The organism is Mycobacterium sp. NGS11, assembly GCF_059813315.1.
The window spans coordinates 25667-41784 of the sequence record NZ_JCALEJ010000011.1; the positions used below are offsets into that span (position 1 = coordinate 25667).

The 16118-nt window shown below is 67.4% G+C and carries 20 protein-coding genes; 8 read left to right on the forward strand and 12 right to left on the reverse strand.

Features of this window, described 5'->3' with window-relative positions; genetic code table 11:
- Positions 1-212 precede the first annotated feature (212 nt).
- Positions 213-1049 carry a trypsin-like serine peptidase gene (locus tag AC5Y4T_RS14540; RefSeq protein ID WP_499919382.1) on the forward strand — a complete coding sequence of 279 codons (837 nt, stop codon included), beginning with the start codon at positions 213-215 and terminating at the stop codon, positions 1047-1049.
- Positions 1050-1071: 22 nt separating this feature from the next.
- Here AC5Y4T_RS14540 and sthA read toward each other — a convergent pair whose 3' ends face one another.
- Positions 1072-2487, reverse strand: coding sequence for a Si-specific NAD(P)(+) transhydrogenase (gene sthA / locus AC5Y4T_RS14545; protein WP_499953965.1), 1416 nt, complete (start codon positions 2485-2487; stop codon positions 1072-1074).
- Positions 2488-2600: 113 nt separating this feature from the next.
- Here sthA and AC5Y4T_RS14550 point away from each other — a divergent pair, with 113 nt between their 5' ends.
- Entirely contained in the window at positions 2601-3659 is a 1059-nt protein-coding gene (locus tag AC5Y4T_RS14550) for a DUF4192 domain-containing protein (RefSeq protein WP_499919386.1), read from the forward strand.
- 19 nt (positions 3660-3678) lie between these two features.
- Here the strand turns inward: AC5Y4T_RS14550 and AC5Y4T_RS14555 are convergent, their stop codons facing one another.
- The 3 genes from AC5Y4T_RS14555 to AC5Y4T_RS14565 all read right to left on the reverse strand — a co-directional run bounded on the left by AC5Y4T_RS14555 (position 3679) and on the right by AC5Y4T_RS14565 (position 6062).
- On the reverse strand, positions 3679-4368 hold the full coding sequence (locus tag AC5Y4T_RS14555; protein ID WP_499919389.1) for an iron-dependent transcriptional repressor DtxR: 690 nt from the start codon (positions 4366-4368) through the stop codon (positions 3679-3681).
- A 131-nt stretch (positions 4369-4499) separates the two neighbouring features.
- Positions 4500-5459, reverse strand: a complete 960-nt coding sequence (gene sigB / locus AC5Y4T_RS14560; RefSeq protein ID WP_067127016.1) for a sigma-70 family RNA polymerase sigma factor SigB — start codon at positions 5457-5459, stop codon at positions 4500-4502.
- 168 nt (positions 5460-5627) lie between these two features.
- Complete coding sequence (locus AC5Y4T_RS14565; protein ID WP_499919821.1) at positions 5628-6062, reverse strand: DUF3099 domain-containing protein; 435 nt, start codon at positions 6060-6062, stop codon at positions 5628-5630.
- Between the two features lie 58 nt (positions 6063-6120).
- Here AC5Y4T_RS14565 and AC5Y4T_RS14570 point away from each other — a divergent pair, with 58 nt between their 5' ends.
- Entirely contained in the window at positions 6121-6360 is a 240-nt protein-coding gene (locus AC5Y4T_RS14570; RefSeq protein WP_499919390.1) for a DUF3039 domain-containing protein, read from the forward strand.
- On the opposite strand, the gene AC5Y4T_RS14575 is transcribed toward AC5Y4T_RS14570, so the two are convergent.
- On the reverse strand, positions 6361-7365 hold the full coding sequence (locus AC5Y4T_RS14575; RefSeq protein ID WP_499919393.1) for a YihY/virulence factor BrkB family protein: 1005 nt from the start codon (positions 7363-7365) through the stop codon (positions 6361-6363).
- A 66-nt stretch (positions 7366-7431) separates the two neighbouring features.
- Positions 7432-7617, reverse strand: coding sequence for a DUF7455 domain-containing protein (locus AC5Y4T_RS14580; protein WP_067346704.1), 186 nt, complete (start codon positions 7615-7617; stop codon positions 7432-7434).
- 132 nt (positions 7618-7749) lie between these two features.
- Between AC5Y4T_RS14580 and AC5Y4T_RS14585 the strand changes: the two genes are divergently transcribed.
- A complete protein-coding gene (locus AC5Y4T_RS14585; protein ID WP_499919398.1) occupies positions 7750-8130 on the forward strand; it encodes a DUF952 domain-containing protein in 381 nt (126 codons plus the stop codon).
- Here AC5Y4T_RS14585 and AC5Y4T_RS14590 read toward each other — a convergent pair.
- The 4 genes from AC5Y4T_RS14590 to ppgK all read right to left on the reverse strand — a co-directional run bounded on the left by AC5Y4T_RS14590 (position 8064) and on the right by ppgK (position 12187).
- Complete coding sequence (locus AC5Y4T_RS14590; RefSeq protein ID WP_499919401.1) at positions 8064-8492, reverse strand: RidA family protein; 429 nt, start codon at positions 8490-8492, stop codon at positions 8064-8066. The two genes, AC5Y4T_RS14585 and AC5Y4T_RS14590, sit on opposite strands and share 67 nt — an antisense overlap.
- Positions 8493-8628: 136 nt before the next feature.
- The gene (locus tag AC5Y4T_RS14595) at positions 8629-9612 is read right to left on the reverse strand and encodes an alcohol dehydrogenase catalytic domain-containing protein (RefSeq protein ID WP_499919404.1); all 984 of its coding nucleotides are present in this window, start codon (positions 9610-9612) and stop codon (positions 8629-8631) included.
- A 61-nt stretch (positions 9613-9673) separates the two neighbouring features.
- On the reverse strand, positions 9674-11200 hold the full coding sequence (locus AC5Y4T_RS14600; RefSeq protein WP_499919407.1) for an RNA polymerase sigma factor: 1527 nt from the start codon (positions 11198-11200) through the stop codon (positions 9674-9676).
- A 177-nt stretch (positions 11201-11377) separates the two neighbouring features.
- Positions 11378-12187: a polyphosphate--glucose phosphotransferase gene (gene ppgK, locus AC5Y4T_RS14605; RefSeq protein ID WP_499919409.1), complete on the reverse strand. Its 810-nt coding sequence runs from the start codon at positions 12185-12187 to the stop codon at positions 11378-11380.
- 101 nt (positions 12188-12288) lie between these two features.
- Here ppgK and AC5Y4T_RS14610 point away from each other — a divergent pair, with 101 nt between their 5' ends.
- The gene (locus AC5Y4T_RS14610; RefSeq protein ID WP_499919412.1) at positions 12289-13158 is read left to right on the forward strand and encodes an inositol monophosphatase family protein; all 870 of its coding nucleotides are present in this window, start codon (positions 12289-12291) and stop codon (positions 13156-13158) included.
- A gap of 9 nt (positions 13159-13167) precedes the next feature.
- Here the strand turns inward: AC5Y4T_RS14610 and cei are convergent, their stop codons facing one another.
- Positions 13168-13818, reverse strand: a complete 651-nt coding sequence (cei, locus tag AC5Y4T_RS14615; protein ID WP_499919415.1) for an envelope integrity protein Cei — start codon at positions 13816-13818, stop codon at positions 13168-13170.
- Between the two features lie 181 nt (positions 13819-13999).
- On the opposite strand from cei, the gene AC5Y4T_RS14620 reads away from it, so the two are divergent.
- Entirely contained in the window at positions 14000-14302 is a 303-nt protein-coding gene (locus AC5Y4T_RS14620) for a DUF4193 domain-containing protein (protein WP_008258544.1), read from the forward strand.
- 9 nt (positions 14303-14311) lie between these two features.
- Here AC5Y4T_RS14620 and AC5Y4T_RS14625 read toward each other — a convergent pair whose 3' ends face one another.
- Positions 14312-14797 carry a DUF3093 domain-containing protein gene (locus tag AC5Y4T_RS14625; RefSeq protein ID WP_499919416.1) on the reverse strand — a complete coding sequence of 162 codons (486 nt, stop codon included), beginning with the start codon at positions 14795-14797 and terminating at the stop codon, positions 14312-14314.
- Positions 14798-14822: 25 nt separating this feature from the next.
- On the opposite strand from AC5Y4T_RS14625, the gene dut reads away from it, so the two are divergent.
- On the forward strand, positions 14823-15287 hold the full coding sequence (gene dut / locus AC5Y4T_RS14630) for a dUTP diphosphatase (protein WP_499919417.1): 465 nt from the start codon (positions 14823-14825) through the stop codon (positions 15285-15287).
- On the forward strand, positions 15287-16060 hold the full coding sequence (locus tag AC5Y4T_RS14635) for a DUF3710 domain-containing protein (RefSeq protein WP_499919419.1): 774 nt from the start codon (positions 15287-15289) through the stop codon (positions 16058-16060). The genes dut and AC5Y4T_RS14635 overlap by 1 nt, the downstream gene beginning before the upstream one ends.
- Positions 16061-16118: the final 58 nt, after the last annotated feature.

The following is a 16118-nucleotide window of genomic DNA, read 5'->3' on the forward strand; positions in this document are numbered from 1 at the left end:
TCGCCTCCTCTCGAAGTTCTCTCCAGGGTGCCCTACCGAGTGTCCCCCGAATCGGGCGGCACCAACATCTATCAGCGAACTTCGCGTTCACGCTCTTAGCTGGAACGCGACAATTCTCACTCGTAATCCGCAAACCACATCCTGGGGGTCGCCCGCACGCCCGTTGGCGCACCGTCATGTGTGGGAGTCGGCCTGCCGCCGACCGGTCAGGCATGATGAAGGCGATGCGCATTCGGATCCTGATGCTCTGCTCGGTGGTGGGGGTGGCGACGTCGTTGACGTCGTGTCACCGTCCCGTCGAGCATGTTTCGGGTGCTCCGGTGTCCGCCCCGCGCGTCGGCGGGCCGGTGCAGCGGCTCAGCCAGCCCGAGCAGAAGGCCATCGCGGGTCCGGTCGAGCCGGATCGGCGCATCGGGGCGATTTTCATCGACGGTGGCCCGCTGCACGTGTGCACCGGTTCGGTGGTGCATTCGACGGGCGGCAACCTGATGATGACCGCCGCGCATTGCCTGGCCGGAGCCTCGCTGATCACCTTCGTTCCCGGTTTCGCCGGCGACGCCGCACCCGGTCCGGCCGATGTGTGGAAGGCCGACGCGGTCTACCTCGATCCACGCTGGACGGCGAGCAAGGACCCGCACGCCGACTACGCGATCGCGCGGGTCAGCAACGAGGCCGGCGCTCCCGTCGAGTCCCGGGCCGGCCTGGCGCTGACACTGGGAGTGACTCCTCCGCCGGGCAGCCGCGTCACCGTGCTGGGATACCCGGCAGGCGTGGGCGGCTCGCCCATCGGATGCCAGGCCAGCACGTCGGTCACCGACACCGGGTTCCCCTCCTTGGCGTGTGAGGGGCTGGTGGACGGCACCAGCGGTGCGCCCTGGGTCAGCGGCACCACACTCATCGGGGTGATCGGCGGTCTCGAGCGGGGCGGCTGCGCCGCGAACATGTCGTACTCGGCGCCGTTCGACGCACAAACCGCGGAACTCTTGGCCCGCGCCGAGGCCGGGGGGCCCGGCGATCCCGTCCCGAACGACCTTTCCGACGCCTGTTAGTGCCGATCGCCAGCCCGGCGGTTCAGTGCCGGAACTGGTTGAGCGCCCGAACCTTGTTCATCACGTCGAGCGCCGCCACCTTGTAGGCCTCGGAGAACGTCGGGTAGTTGAACACCGCGTCCACCAGGTATTCCACGGTGCCGCCGCAGCCCATCACGGCCTGCCCGATGTGCACCATCTCTGTGGCGCTGGTGCCGAAGATGTGCACGCCGAGCAGCTTGAGGTCCTCGGTGGACACCAGCAGTTTGAGCATCCCGTAGGAATCGCCGGCGATCTGCCCGCGGGCCAGCTCCCGGTACCGGGCCACGCCCACCTCGTAGGGGACGGAGTCCTTCGTCAGCTCCACCTCGGTGGCGCCGACGTAGGAGACCTCCGGAATCGAGTAGATGCCGATGGGTTGCAGCTCGGTGATGCCGTCGGACGCTTCGCCGAACGCGTGATAGGCGGCCAGGCGTCCCTGTTCCATCGACGTCGCGGCCAACGCGGGGAAGCCGATCACGTCGCCGACCGCATAGATATGCGGCACCTTGGTCTGGAAGTTGTCGTCGACGAAGATCCGCCCGCGGTTGTCGGACTCCAGCTCGGCGTTGTGCAGGTCGAGATGGTCGGTCTGGCCTTGCCGCCCGGCCGAATACATCACCGTCTCCGCCGGAATCTGTTTGCCGCTGGCCAGGGTGGTCACGGTGCCCGCCGATCCGACGTCGACCGCGGTCACCTCCTCGCCGAACCGGAACGTCACCGCCAGGTCGCGCAGGTGGAACTTCAGCGCCTCGACCACCTCAGGGTCGCAGAAGTCGAGCATGTCGGCGCGCTTCTCCACCACGGTGACCTTGGTGCCCAGTGCGGCGAACATCGAGGCGTACTCGATGCCGATGACGCCGGCGCCGACCACCACCATCGACGCGGGCAACGACTTGAGGTCGAGGATCCCGTCCGAGTCGAGCACCCGGTGTTCATCGAACTCGACGCCGGACGGCCGCGCCGGCCGGGTACCGGTGGCGATGACGACGTAATTGCCGGTGATCGTTATCTTTTCGCGCCGCGACGGGTCCTCGACCTCGATGGTGTGCGGGTCGACGAAACGCCCGTGGCCGATCAGCAGGTCGATGCGGTTGCGCATCAGCTGGTTGCGCACCACGTCGACTTCCTTGCCGATCACGTGCTGGGTGCGGGCCAGCAGGTCGGCCGGGGTGATCTTCTCCTTGACGCGATAGCTCGCGCCGTAGAGTTCGCGCTGGCTCATCCCGGTGAGGTACAGGACCGCCTCACGCAACGTCTTTGACGGGATGGTGCCGGTCTGGACGCACACACCGCCGAGCATTTGGCCGCGTTCGACGACGGCGACCGACTTACCGAGCTTGGCCGACGCGATGGCGGCCTTCTGTCCGCCGGGCCCGGACCCGATGACGACCATGTCGTACTCCTGCGCCGAACTCATGGCTTAAACAGTAAGGCAGCGCAACGCACAGTGCTGGGTTCATCCACAGGTCCGCTACCGGGCCCGTGGACGTGCGCACCGGTTGACGGTGGCGGCCGTCAGCGTGGGTGCTCATGACGACGCATCGAGAAGACTTCGAACTTTTACGCCCCGGCGCACTCATCGCCGCGCTGCCGGCCGTTCTCGGCTTCGTACCCGAAAACTCATTGATATTAGTGTCTTTGGGCGACGGGAAACTCGGCTCGGTGATGCGTGTGGACCTCTCCGAGGAACTTGCCGACCGGGTGGAGCACCTGGCGGAGGTCGCCGCCGCGGCGGCCCCCGAGGCCGTGATCGCGGTCATCGTCGACGCGGACGGGGCCTACTGCCCAAGCTGCAACGAGGAATACCGGCAGCTGTCGGTGGCGCTCGCAAAAGCCCTGTCGCAGCACAACGTCGAGCTGTGGGCCACGCATCTGGTCGACCAGGTGGCCCTCGGCGGCCACTGGCATTGCGCCGAGGGCTGCGGGTCGAGCGGCCTGGTCGACGATCCCGCGTCCTCGCCGCTGGCGGCCGCGGCGGTGCTCGAAGGCAGGCGGCTCTATCCGCGGCGTGCCGACCTGCAGGCGGTCGTCACGCCCGACGATCAGGCGCGCAGCGACGCGCTGGCCGGTGTAATCAGGCGCCAGGCCACCCGGCGCAGGGCGGCGCATCGTGCGCATCCGATTCGCTGCACCCGTGCCGACGTTGAGACGGCGATGTCCGTCGCCAGCCGGGTTGCGGCCGGGGAATCGCCGTCCGACACCGAATTGGCGACGCTGGGCTGCGCGCTCAGCGACGCGCAGGTGCGCGACATCCTGTATGCCCTCGCCGTCGGCGAGAGCGCCGGCGAAGTCGAGTCGTTGTGGGCGCTGCTGGCGCGCAGGTTGCCCTCGCCGTGGCGGGTCGAGGCGCTGGTCTTGATGGCGTTCAGCGCCTATGCGCGCGGCGACGGCCCGCTCGCCGGGGTGTCGCTGCAGGAGGCGCTGCGCTGCGAGCCCGACCATCGGATGGCCGGCATGCTGGACACCGCCTTGCAATCGGGCCTGCGGCCCGAGGACATCAGGGACCTGGCGCTCACCGGCTACCGCTTGGCCAAGCAGTTCGGCGTGCAGCTACCGCCGCGCCGGCCGTTCGGCCGCAGGGCCGGGTAGGGGGCACGGACAGCCCGGGTCAGACCTTCTCGACCTTGACCGCGTGCGCCATCTCGTGCGGCAGGGTGACGTTCTCGTGGCCGGGAATGACGATGGTCACCCCGGCGGTGCCGGTCTCGACGGTGACGCGGGCGTTGGGGACGACGCCGGCGTCCTTCAGGCGTGAGATCAGGTCGATGTCGCCCTGCACATGTTCGGTGAGCTGGCGCACCACCACGGCCACCGGCGCGCCGGGTGGCAACTCGGTCAGCCGGACCAGGGGACCGTCTTCGGACCAGGACTCGGGACCCACGCCGAGGTCCAGCAGCCCGGGGATCGGGTTGCCGAAGGGCGAGGTGGTCGGGTTGTTGAGGACCTTCACCAGGCGCCGCTCGACGTCCTCGCTCATCACGTGTTCCCAGCGGCACGCCTCGGCGTGGACCTCTTCCCACGGCAGGCCGATCACGTCGACCAGCAAGCGTTCGGCGAGGCGGTGCTTGCGCATCACGGAAATGGCCAGCGCGCGGCCCTTGTCGGTGAGCTCGAGGTGGCGGTCACCGGCCACGTGGAGTAAACCGTCCCGCTCCATGCGCGACACGGTTTGGCTGACAGTCGGCCCGCTCTGATCGAGGCGTTCGGCGATTCGGGCACGCAGCGGCGTCACGCCCTCTTCTTCGAGGTCGTAGATGGTCCGCAGGTACATCTCGGTGGTGTCAACCAGGTCGTTCATTCAGCACCCTCCGTCGACGCTGAGTCTACTTGCCCAGCTGCGCGAATGGTTGTAACGCGTCGGCGACAAGCAGTATGCCCGCCGCTGGCGCGGCGGGCATACTGTCTGCTACCTAGCTTGGGGGTGAGGCCTTAACTCGCGTACGACCGTAGCCTGTCGGCGCGCTCCCCGTTGCGCAGTTTCGACATTACGTCCCGCTCGATTTGGCGGACCCGCTCGCGGGACAGGCCGAACAGCTTGCCGATCTGGTCCAGCGTGCGCGGCTGGCCGTCGTCCAGGCCGAAGCGCAACCGGATCACCTGGTGCTCACGCTCGTCCAGGGTGGCCAGCACGCTGCGGATGTCGGTGTGCAGCAGCTCGGCGATCACCGCGTTCTCGGCCGACATCGCTTCGGCGTCCTCGATGAAATCGCCCAGCGGGGCTTCTTCCTCGGAGCCGACCGGCATGTCCAGGCTTACCGGGTCGCGGCTGTGCTCGAGCAGGTCGTTGATCTTTTCGACCGGAATGCCGGACTCGGCGGCCAGCTCCTCGTCGGTGGCCTCGCGTCCCAGGTTCTGGTGCATCTCGCGCTTGATCCGCGCCAGCTTGTTGACCTGCTCCACCAGATGGACCGGCAGCCGGATTGTGCGGCTCTGGTCGGCCATGCCGCGGGTGATGGCCTGACGGATCCACCACGTCGCGTAGGTCGAGAACTTGAATCCCTTTGTGTAATCGAACTTCTCCATCGCGCGGATCAATCCGAGGTTGCCCTCCTGGATGAGGTCCAGCAGCGGCATACCGCGACCGGTGTATCGCTTGGCCAGCGACACCACCAGGCGCAGGTTCGCCTCCAGCAGGTGACGGCGCGCCGCCTGACCATCGCGCACCACGGCCTGCAGATCGCGTTTACGGTTCTCCCCGAGGCGCTTACGCGTTGCGAGCAGGTGTTCGGCATAAAGCCCGGCTTCGATGCGCTTGGCGAGTTCGACCTCGCCGGCCGCATTGAGAAGTGCCGTCTTCCCGATTCCGTTCAGATATACGCGCACTAGGTCCGCTGCGGGGCTTTGAGCATCCAGATCGCCGTCAAATCTGCTCGTGCTGGCGTTCGCCATAGCGACCTCCCGTTCGGCTTTGTTCTGTCATCGAGTTCAACGACAGATCAGCTTTGAGAGTTCCCAACGACCCCGCATCTCACACGTCTTGACGTGCAGAAATGTGCCACAGACCTGAGAATGTCCTGAGAAGTCCGTCGGCCGCGGCACCTTCAGGAGAAACGGCGACTAGCCGTGATCGATTCCATCGCGAAACCCCGTCGGCCACTCCGGCTGCGGGTCTCGGGGGGCCTCCAGCGCCGGACGTTCCGCCCTGGGGAACAGGCGGTTGTGCTGGCGGGCAGCGTCGAAACGGCGGGGCTCGTCGGCGCTGCGCGGCGGCCGATCGTTGGCGATCAACACCGCCATCCAGGGCAGCGGGATTGACAGCGCCACGATCGCCAGGGAGATCAGCCCGTTGTGCCACGCGCCGTAGGCGACCGCGGCCAGGATCAGCGCGGGAATCCGGAAAGCCATCAGCGTCAGGTACTTACGGACCCGCGCACGGTGCTGCTCGTCGTACGAGGTCGCGGCGGCGGTGATGAGCACAGGGCGGCTTTTGCTGCCGTCAAAGTCATCGAACCCCGGATCGGAGCCGTGCTTCATTTCTCCACTGTCCCACAACTCGCCGTTTCCGGCTCGGCCGGTTTTCGGGGCCTGCCGGCGGTGCACAATGTCAGGTATGCAGACCCAAACGATCGAACGCACCGACACCGACGAACGCGTCGACGACGGGACCGGCAGCGACACCCCCAAGTACTTCCACTACGTCAAGAAGGACAAGATCGCCGAGAGCGCGGTGCTGGGCAACCACGTTGTGGCGCTGTGCGGCGAGGTGTTTCCCGTCACCAAGGCGGCCAAGCCGGGCTCACCGGTCTGCCCGGACTGCAAGCGGATCTACGACCGGATGAAGAAAGACTGATCAGCCCGGCGGCTCGGCCGGCGCGACGTCGCGTTGCGCGGTGATGGGATTCGTCGTCACCGGATTCGACAGCGTGTCAGCCGCCTTCGCCAGCCCGGGCGAGCGCGACAGCAGCCACCTGCGCAGCCGGTGCGCATGCGTTCGCGGCGCGGGGAACTCTTCCTGAATGGCGGCATTGAGTTCGGCGCCGATCATGATCGCGAAGCCGCCGAAGAACGAGAAGAGCAAGAACGCGATGGGCGTGGAGAGCGCGCCGTAGGTGTAACCGGTGCTGGTGATCCATTGCAGGTAGATGCGCAGGCCCAACGTGGCGATGACGAACACCGCGGTGGCCAGCGCCGCGCCGAAGATCAGGCGATGCGTCGGGAGCGGTTCCGGTAGCGATACCCGATACAAGATCACCACCCCGAACATCAGCACCAGGATCAATGCCGGGTAATAGCCGTAGCGCAGCACGTTCGCCAGGCTGACCGGAATGTGTTCACCGATCTTGCGCGGTCCCAAGACAATCAGTGGTGCGGTCATGACAACGCCGATCAACCCCACCACGTAGAGGAACAGCGCGAACAGGCGCTGGCGCACCGGATGGCGCAACGGCGTCTGGTCATGCGCCTCGACAACCGAGTCGACGAACGCCGAGATGGCCGACGACCCCGCCCACAACGAGATGATGAACCCCAGCGACACCACCTCGCCGCGCGCGTTGTTGGCGATATCGCGGACGGTCGGCTCGATGATCTCGTTCACCACGCTGGGGGAGAACACGCTGTGTGCCGTCGAAATCAGCTGACGCAGGATGCTGGGCAGCATGTCCGGGCCGAACAGCGGCGCCACGTAGGCCAAGGTGCCCAGCATCCCAAGCAGCAGCGGCGGCAATGACAACGCCGACCAAAAACCAGCCTGAGCCGACTCGGAGAAAATCGAGTCGTCCCAACTCTTGGAAAGAGTCCTCAGGGTGATCCGCCAAATATGGTGGCGCGACGGTTTTGCGACCTGCTCGCTCATACCCGTCCAGCATTACCGAAGATCGCTCGCACCGCCCACATTGGCGATGGGCGAGTTCGGTGCGGGCTAGCTTTCGCTGATCTCCAGCACGGCGTCCAGCTCGGTCAGCTTCGCCTCGTGCTCGTTGGCGTGGTGCTGGCAGAAGAGAAGCTCCAGTCCAGAAGGCAGCTTGGCGCGCACACGAGCCGCAGCACCGCAGCGGTCGCAGCGGTCGGCTCTGGTCAGTTCCGGACTCGTCAGAGTTGCATTCATGGCTTCTCCGTTCTCGTACATTCACTTTCTCAGACGTATGGCGTTTTCGCCTTGTTCCCCGATCGTTATCGGGTGTGTCGTTTCTCACGGCCTGGTCAGGTTTGGTTTGGGCGGTGTCTAGGGTGTCGGGTTGTGACGATCGCTGGTGACGTCCTGGTGCACCTGTGCGGAGACGAGCAGTGGGCGCGGGCCCGGCAGGTGGGACGGCTGAACCCGGACACCGCCGGTGGCGGCGAGTTCATCCATCTGTCGACGCCCGAGCAGGTGCACCTGCCGGCCAACCGTCTCTATCGCGGTCGCGGCGACCTGGTTCTGTTGCACATCGACCCCGCCCGGCTCGACGCGCCCGTGCGGTGGGAACAAGGAGTACCAACCGACCCGGACTCCATGTTGTTCCCGCACCTGTACGGCCCGTTGCCGGTGGCCGCCGTGGTCCGGGTCACCGCCTACCCGCCGGCCGACGACGGCACCTTCGCGCCGATCGACGGCGGCTCCGCCGGGCGGTCGACGTAGGCGTCGGCTTCGATCTCCACCAACAGGTCGGGCGCGATCAGCGCCGAGACTTCGACCATGGTGGCCGCGGGCCGTATCGCACCGAAGACCTGCTCGTGCACGGCCCCCACCTCGCGCCAGCGCGAGATGTCGGTGACATAGATGCGGGTGCGCACCACGTCGGCGAGTGCGGCGCCCGCTTGGTGCAAAGCGATCTCAATGCGGCGCAACGCATCTCGTGCCTGGGCGGCGATGTCCCCGGCGGGCCCGACACCGGTCGTTCCGGCCACCGCCACATGCGGGCCGACCCGCACCGCGCGCGAATAACCCACCACCGACTCGAAGGCGGATTCCCCGGAAACGACTTTGCGATTGGTCGACATGGGAGTCACCGTACGGCGGCGGCGCCATCGGCGCAGCCGAATTTCCCGGTGGCAGCGGCCCTTTGGCCAAAGCGCTCGCTGGGTGCCGAAACAGCCTGCGGGACAACGATTCTCGTCGTAAGGCTTGACCGAGACCTCAGTGCTCCAGGACGAGCTTGCCGACTTGCTCGCACTTGGCGAGCTTGGTCAGCGCATCGGGATAGGCGTCGAAGGGAAATACCTCGTCCACGACCACCGGCAGACCCCTGGCGATGTGATCGGTCACCTGGACGAACTCGAGGTGGGATCCCGTCGTCACACCGATCAGCTCCTGCTGCTTGAAGAACAGCCGGGGCAGCAACAGCGGCACCTCGACCCCGCCGGTCGCGCCGCAGGTCACGAAGCGACCGCCGTTGTCGAGTGCCCGCAGCGCCGGTTCCCAGGTCGCGGCGCCGACGCTGTCGACGACGACCTCGACCTTGACCGGATATGGCCCGGCGGAATCGAACGCCTCGACTGCGCCGAGCTCCTTGGCGCGTTTGCGCTTGGCCTCGTCCCGCGACGTCGCGTACACCTCGGCGCCCAGGTAGTTGGCGATCAGCAGCGATGCGACGGCCACGCCCCCGCCGCCGCCGACGACGAGCACCTTCGTGCCGGCCTGCACGCGGGCCTTGCGCAACATTCGCCACGCCGTCACGTGACATACCGGATACGCCGCGCACTCGACCCACGACAGGTGCTTGGGTTTGCGGACCGGATGCCACGCCGGGACGACGACATAGTCGGCATGACCACCCCACTGATGCTCACCGAGCAGGTGCGTCCCCGGGTCGACGATGCTGTCGATGCCGCGGGTGAGGATCGCCTGGTGGGAGGTGATGCCCGCTTCCATCACGACCTCATCGCCCGGCTGCCAATCGCCCACACCCGGACCGACCTTGTCGATCACACCGGCGACGTCGGAGCCCGACACGTGCGGAAACGATCGCGGCTTGGGCATGCCCCGCGTCAGCCAGAGATCAATGTGGTTGAGGGCGGATGCTCGGACCTCGATGCGGACCTCGCCCGGTCCCGGCTCTGGAGTCGGGACCTCGCCCCAGCGGTACTCGCCCGGTGATTCCTCGAGGATCCATCCACGCATGGATCAGTACGGTACCGACGTTTGTTGCGCCGGGGAGCGGGTTGGGCCGCTGGTGTGTCGCTCAGTCCAGGTAGTCGCGCAACACCTGGGAGCGGCTGGGGTGCCGCAGTTTCGACATCGTCTTGGACTCGATCTGGCGAATGCGCTCGCGGGTCACGCCGTAAACCTGCCCGATCTCGTCCAGGGTGCGGGGCTGGCCGTCGGTGAGACCGAAGCGCAGCCGTACTACGCCCGCCTCGCGCTCCGACAGCGTCTCCAGCACCGACTGCAGCTGGTCTTGGAGCAGCGTGAACGAGACCGCGTCGACGGCCACCACGGCCTCGCTGTCCTCGATGAAATCGCCCAGCTGACTGTCGCCCTCGTCGCCGATCGTCTGGTCAAGCGAGATCGGTTCGCGGGCGTATTGCTGAATCTCCAGCACTTTTTCGGGCGTGATGTCCATTTCTTTGGCGAGCTCTTCGGGAGTGGGCTCGCGGCCCAGGTCCTGCAGCAGCTCGCGCTGGATGCGGCCTAGCTTGTTGATCACCTCGACCATGTGCACCGGGATGCGGATGGTGCGGGCCTGGTCGGCCATGGCACGGGTGATGGCCTGACGGATCCACCAGGTCGCGTAGGTGGAGAACTTGTAACCCTTGGTGTAGTCGAACTTCTCGACCGCGCGGATCAGACCCAGGTTGCCCTCCTGGATGAGGTCCAAAAACGCCATGCCTCGGCCCGTGTAGCGCTTGGCCAGCGAGACCACCAATCGCAGGTTGGCTTCCAGCAGGTGGTTCTTCGCGCGGTCGCCGTCGCGGCAGATCCACACCATGTCGCGACGCTGCGCGGCGGGCAGTTTGTCGCCGCGCTCGGTCATCTCGGTCATCAGCTGGGTCGCGTAGAGCCCGGCCTCGATCCGCTTGGCGAGCTCGACCTCTTCCTCGGCGTTGAGCAGCGCGACCTTACCGATCTGCTTGAGGTAGGCGCGAACCGAGTCGGCCGACGCCGTCAGCTCGGCGTCCTTGCGTGCCTGCCGCAACGCCTCGGACTCGTCCTCGTCCCACACGAAATCGCCGGAGGCCTTGTCCTTTTCGCTGGGTTCGGCGATCTCCTCGTCGTCCTCTGCCGCGGCCTCGCCACCCGTGGCCGGCTTCGCGACGACCTCTTCCTCGCCCTCGGCGGCTTCGGTTTCGCTCTCGTCGGCGTCCTGGCCGTCGGCCGCCACGTCGTCCTCGAGGTCGTCGAGGTTCAGGTCGGTGTCGATGTCGAGGTCTTCACCGGGCTCGCCCTCGAGATCGGGTTCGTTGTCGAGATCCTCGACGGCGCCGTCGGAATCGAGGGCGTCGGGATCCGCCGGCGCGGCCTTGGCGGCTTTGGTTCCGCGCGCCGACGGCGCCTTGGCGTCGCCCTTGGCCGCGGCGCGGGTCTTGGAGTCGGCGGCCGCTTCGGCCTTGGATTTGGTGGACGGCGACGCTGATTTGGCGGCCCGCTTGGCGGGCGCCGAGCCGTTGGCAGCCTTGGCCGCCGGTCGCTTGGCGGGGGACGACGGAGACTTCGTGGCGGTGCGTTTCACCGGCCCGTCCGTCGCCGGGCTTGCTTTCGTCGCTGCCACTTACACCCCTTCGTTTGGGCTCACCTTCGGTGGGTATTGGGCATGGTTAACCGAAAGTGTCTGCTATGTCGATGTCGGCGTTGGTATCAGCGTGAGTAGTCGCACGCTATTCGGTTGGGCGTTCGCCGAGCACCATTGTAACGACAGTGCGCGGTACTGCGGCTCTGCCGGGCGAAATCAGTGGGTGACGTCCGAGGTGGCGGCCATCGCCGCGCCGACGATCCCGGCGGTGTTGAGCAGGGCCGCGGCCACCACCGGGGTGCGGTTGGTCAGCAGCGGCACCCATTTGTCGGCCTTGCGGCTGATTCCGCCGCCCGCGATGAACAGATCCGGCCACACCGCGTTCTCGATGCTCACCAGCACTTTGGTGACCTGCTTGGCCCACTTTTTGTAGGACCAGTCGTTCTTCTCCTTCACCGAAGACGCCGCCCGCTGTTCGGCCTCCTTGCCGCCGACCTCGAGATGGCCGAACTCGGTGTTGGGGATCAGCGTCCCGTTATGAATCACCGCGGAGCCGATCCCGGTGCCGAAGGTGAGCAGTACCACGAGGCCCGACTGCCCTTTGCCCGCACCGTAATGCTCCTCGGCCAGCCCGGCCGCGTCGGCGTCGTTGAGGACGACGACGTCCTGACCGTTCAGCTCCGCGCTGATGATGTCGCGCGCGTTGCTGCCGATCCATGCCTTGTCCACGTTGGCCGCCGTCTGCACGATGCCGTGTGTGACGACTCCGGGATAGGTCACGCCCAGGGGGCCGGTCCACCCGAAAGCGTTGACCACCTCGGCGATCGTCTTGGCCACCGCCGAGGGTGTGGCGGGCTGCGGGGTCAGCAGCTTGACCCGCTCGCCGATCAACTGCCCGGTGTCCATGTCGACGACGCCGCCCTTGATGCCGCTGCCGCCGACGTCGATACCGAATCCGCGACGCTGTGGCCTGCCGTCGCCGGCGGCGGCGCCGGGCGTATCCGTGATCGAGTCGGTGCTGGTCATCGAATCTCCTCGGCGTCACTGGGCTGTCCGCTCACCTTAACGCCGCGACGGCGCGGCCCGTGGCGTCTGCGCGAGTGGGGCGACTGTGATCCGATAGACCGGTGACCCCTTCCGATGACGAGCTCGCGAGGCTGCGGTCGGTCGCCGAAACGTTGGCCGCGGAGGCCGCCGCGTTCGTGAGGCGTCGGCGGGCAGAGGTTTTCGGCGCCGATGCGGGCAGTGACGGCAGCGGCGCCGTGCGGTCGAAGAGCACCCCGACCGATCCGGTGACCGTCGTCGACACGGAAACCGAACGGCTGTTGCGCGAGCGGCTGGCCGAATTGCGGCCCGGAGACCCCATTCTCGGCGAGGAGGGCGGCGGTCCTGCTGATCCGGCGGGCGCGCCGGCCGGTTCGGTCACCTGGGTCCTCGATCCCATCGATGGCACAGTGAATTTCGTCTACGGCATCCCCGCCTACGCCGTGTCGGTCGGCGCACAGGTCGACGGCGAGTCGGTGGCCGGGGCGGTCGCCGACGTCGTCGGGCACCGGGTGTACTCGGCGGCGGTGGGCCTGGGTGCGCACGTCACCGACGGCGAGGGGACGCAGGCGCTGCGGTGCTCGGCCGTCGACGATTTGTCAATGGCGTTGCTGGGCACCGGTTTCGGCTATTCGCGGCAGCGCCGCGCGGCGCAGGCCGCGCTGTTGGCGCGCATGCTGCCGGTGGTCCGCGATGTTCGCCGGATCGGCTCGGCGGCACTGGATCTGTGCATGGTCGCGTCGGGCCGGCTCGACGCTTTCTACGAGCACGGTCTGCAGGTGTGGGATCGCGCGGCGGGTGCGCTGATCGCGGCGGAGGCGGGGGCCCGGGTGGTGCTGCCCGCGCCCGGCGTAGCCGGGGCCGGCCTGGCGCTGGCCGCCGCGCCCGGAATCGCCGAGGAACTGCTGTCCGTGCTCCGGCGCTTCGACGGCCTGGATCCGATCTTGGATTGACCGCCCGCGTCAGCAGCTGTTGGCGTGAATCTTGGCCAGCAGCGCGGGATCTGAGGGCTCGGTGGCGCCGGGACGCAGGGTGGCGAGCACCGCGTCGATGTCGTCGTTGTGGGCCAACGCGGAGAAGTCGGTGCCCAGGGACAGGTCGACCGAGTCGTCGGCGCGGTTGTCGTTGAACAGTTCGGTGCACGGCGCCACCAGCCACACGGCGGCCGCGGTGGCCTGTCCGGCGGTGCCGAAACGGATTTGGCCCTGACAGGTGAGTCTGGTGCCCGCATAGAGGGGGTCGTTGGCGGCGGTCGGTTGCGCGAAGCCGAGGTCCTTCATGGCGCCCGCGACGTCGCCGGCCTGGCCGCCGCGGCCGCTGGCGTTGAGGACGCGAACCTTGGTGTCCGCGAGCTTGGCGGGAGTGACGTCCATCATCGCGCTGCGCGACACCTGCTCACCGAGCTGCGCCGGCGCCGACCCGGCCGACTGGGGTGGCGGGTTGCACACCGCGGCCTCGTGCACCTTGGCGGGTCGCGTCAGCGCGATCGTCCAGATCACGGCGGTGGCCACTGCGAGAACTATGGTCGCGACGATGGCCGGCCGGGGGTTGCGGCGCCGGAAGGGCCGACCGTGCTTGTCAAACGCTGTACCCTCGGTGATTTGCGTGACCACAGCTGCACTCTAACCGCACGCTAAACCCACTGTTCAGAGACGAGCGCAAGGGTAAAAATGGCTGTGTGACGTAAATCACACCTTAATGGGTCGCGATACGGGCACGAATCATTTGGTGGATGCGTTCGACGCTGGTACAAAGCGATGCTTGGACAACGAGGGCATGTGAGGGGACAGGGCAATGCCTACCGACTATGACGCTCCACGGCGCACCGAGACCGACGACGTTTCGGAGGATTCGCTGGAGGAGCTCAAAGCGCGACGGAACGAGGCGGCTTCGGCCGTCGTCGATGTCGACGAATCTGAATCAGCTGAGAACTTCGAACTGCCGGGTGCCGACCTTTCCGGGGAAGAACTGTCGGTGCGCGTCGTTCCCAAGCAGGCGGACGAGTTCACCTGCTCGAGTTGCTTCCTGGTGCAACACCGCAGTCGGCTGGCCAGCGAGAAGAACGGCGTGATGATCTGTACCGACTGCGCGGCCTGATCGCTGCGCTCACCGTGTCAGGGCCGACAGCACCCGTTCCGGGTGACGGCAACTCACCAGCCAGTACGGCGTCGGATCGTCCGGATCGTCGAGTACCGCCAGGATCATCGGCCCCACCCATGCCCTGTGTAGGACGTACGCCGCCGGGTCGAGCTGGCGGCCCAACGCGGCGGACTTGGCCGACGGCGCTATCTCGGCGGATCGGGAGATCACGGTGACCGGCAGATGCGCCGGGCCGGCCCACAGCTGCACTTCGCCAGGCGCCGCCGGGTCTTCGGTCACCCGGATCTCGATGCGGCCCAGCCACAGCAGTGCCGCGGCCGCCACCGCGAACAACGCCGCGTACGGCCACCAGACCGACTGGCGGGTGACGCCCATGTTGAACTCGAAAGCGACGATGCCCGCCAGCGCGAAGGCCGGCGGCCACCACCACCAGGGAACCCACAATCGTTCGCGATACCGCACGTTGTGCGGCGCGACGCGCGTCTCGGACACGCAGTCAAGGGTAGTCTTTGGCCCCGTGTCGACCAGTCTGGCCATCGTCCGTCTTGACCGAGAGCTTCCGCTGCCCGTCCGCGCCCACGAGGGCGACGCCGGCATCGATCTCTACAGCGCCGAAGACGTCAAACTGGAGCCCGGGCGGCGCGCCCTGGTGCGCACGGGGGTCGCGGTGGCCATCCCGTTCGGCATGGTCGGCTTGGTGCACCCACGGTCGGGACTGGCTGCGCGAGTTGGACTTTCGATCGTCAACAGCCCCGGCACCATCGACGCGGGCTATCGCGGCGAGGTCAAGGTTGCGCTGATCAACTTGGACCCGAGCGAGCCGATCGTGGTGCACCGCGGCGACCGCATCGCCCAGTTGTTGGTGCAGCGGGTCGAATTAGTGGAGCTGGTCGAGGTCTCGTCGTTCGACGAGGCCGGGCTGGCCGAAACATCCCGTGGCGACGGTGGTCACGGTTCCTCCGGCGGACATGCGAGTTTGTGATGGCATTCGGTAAACGCACACCCAAAGACGAGGACGCCTCCGGCGCCGACACACCGGTGGCGGACCACGTCGCTGCCGGCGACGCCGACGAACCGTCCCCCGAAGAGCTCGAGGGCCCGTTCGACATCGAGGACTTCGACGATCCCGCGGTCGCCGAGCTGGCCCGGCTCGACCTGGGCTCGGTGCTGATCCCCATGCCGGAGGCCGGCCAGCTGCAGGTCGAGCTGACCGAAACCGGTGTGCCGAGCGCGGTCTGGGTCGTCACGGCGAACGGGCGTTTCACCATCGCCGCCTACGCCGCGCCCAAGACCGCTGGCCTGTGGCGTGAAGTGGCCGGCGAGCTCGCCGAATCGCTGCGCAACGACTCGGCCCAAGTCAGCATCAAGGACGGGCCGTGGGGACGCGAAGTCGTGGGCACCGCAGCCGGCGTGGTGCGCTTCATCGGCGTCGACGGCTACCGCTGGATGATCCGCTGCGTCATCAACGGCTCCCAGGAGACGATGGAAGCCCTGGAGCAGGAGGCGCGAGCGGCCTTGGCGGACACCGTGGTTCGGCGCGGTGATACGCCGCTGCCGGTGCGGACACCGCTGGCCGTGCAGCTGCCCGAGCCGATGGCCCAGCAGCTGCGCGAAGCGGCCGCTGCGCAACAGGCTGCACAGCAGGTCGACGCCCAACAGGCGCAAGGGCAGCAGGCACCGCCCACCGACCCGGCCGCACGCCGCAGCGTCGACGGGTCCGCTATGCAACAGCTGCGCACCACCACCGGGGGCTGAGCCGGCTACGTGGCGATCGCGAGCGCGGCTTAGCCGGGCGCTGCGGGTCGCCACCATC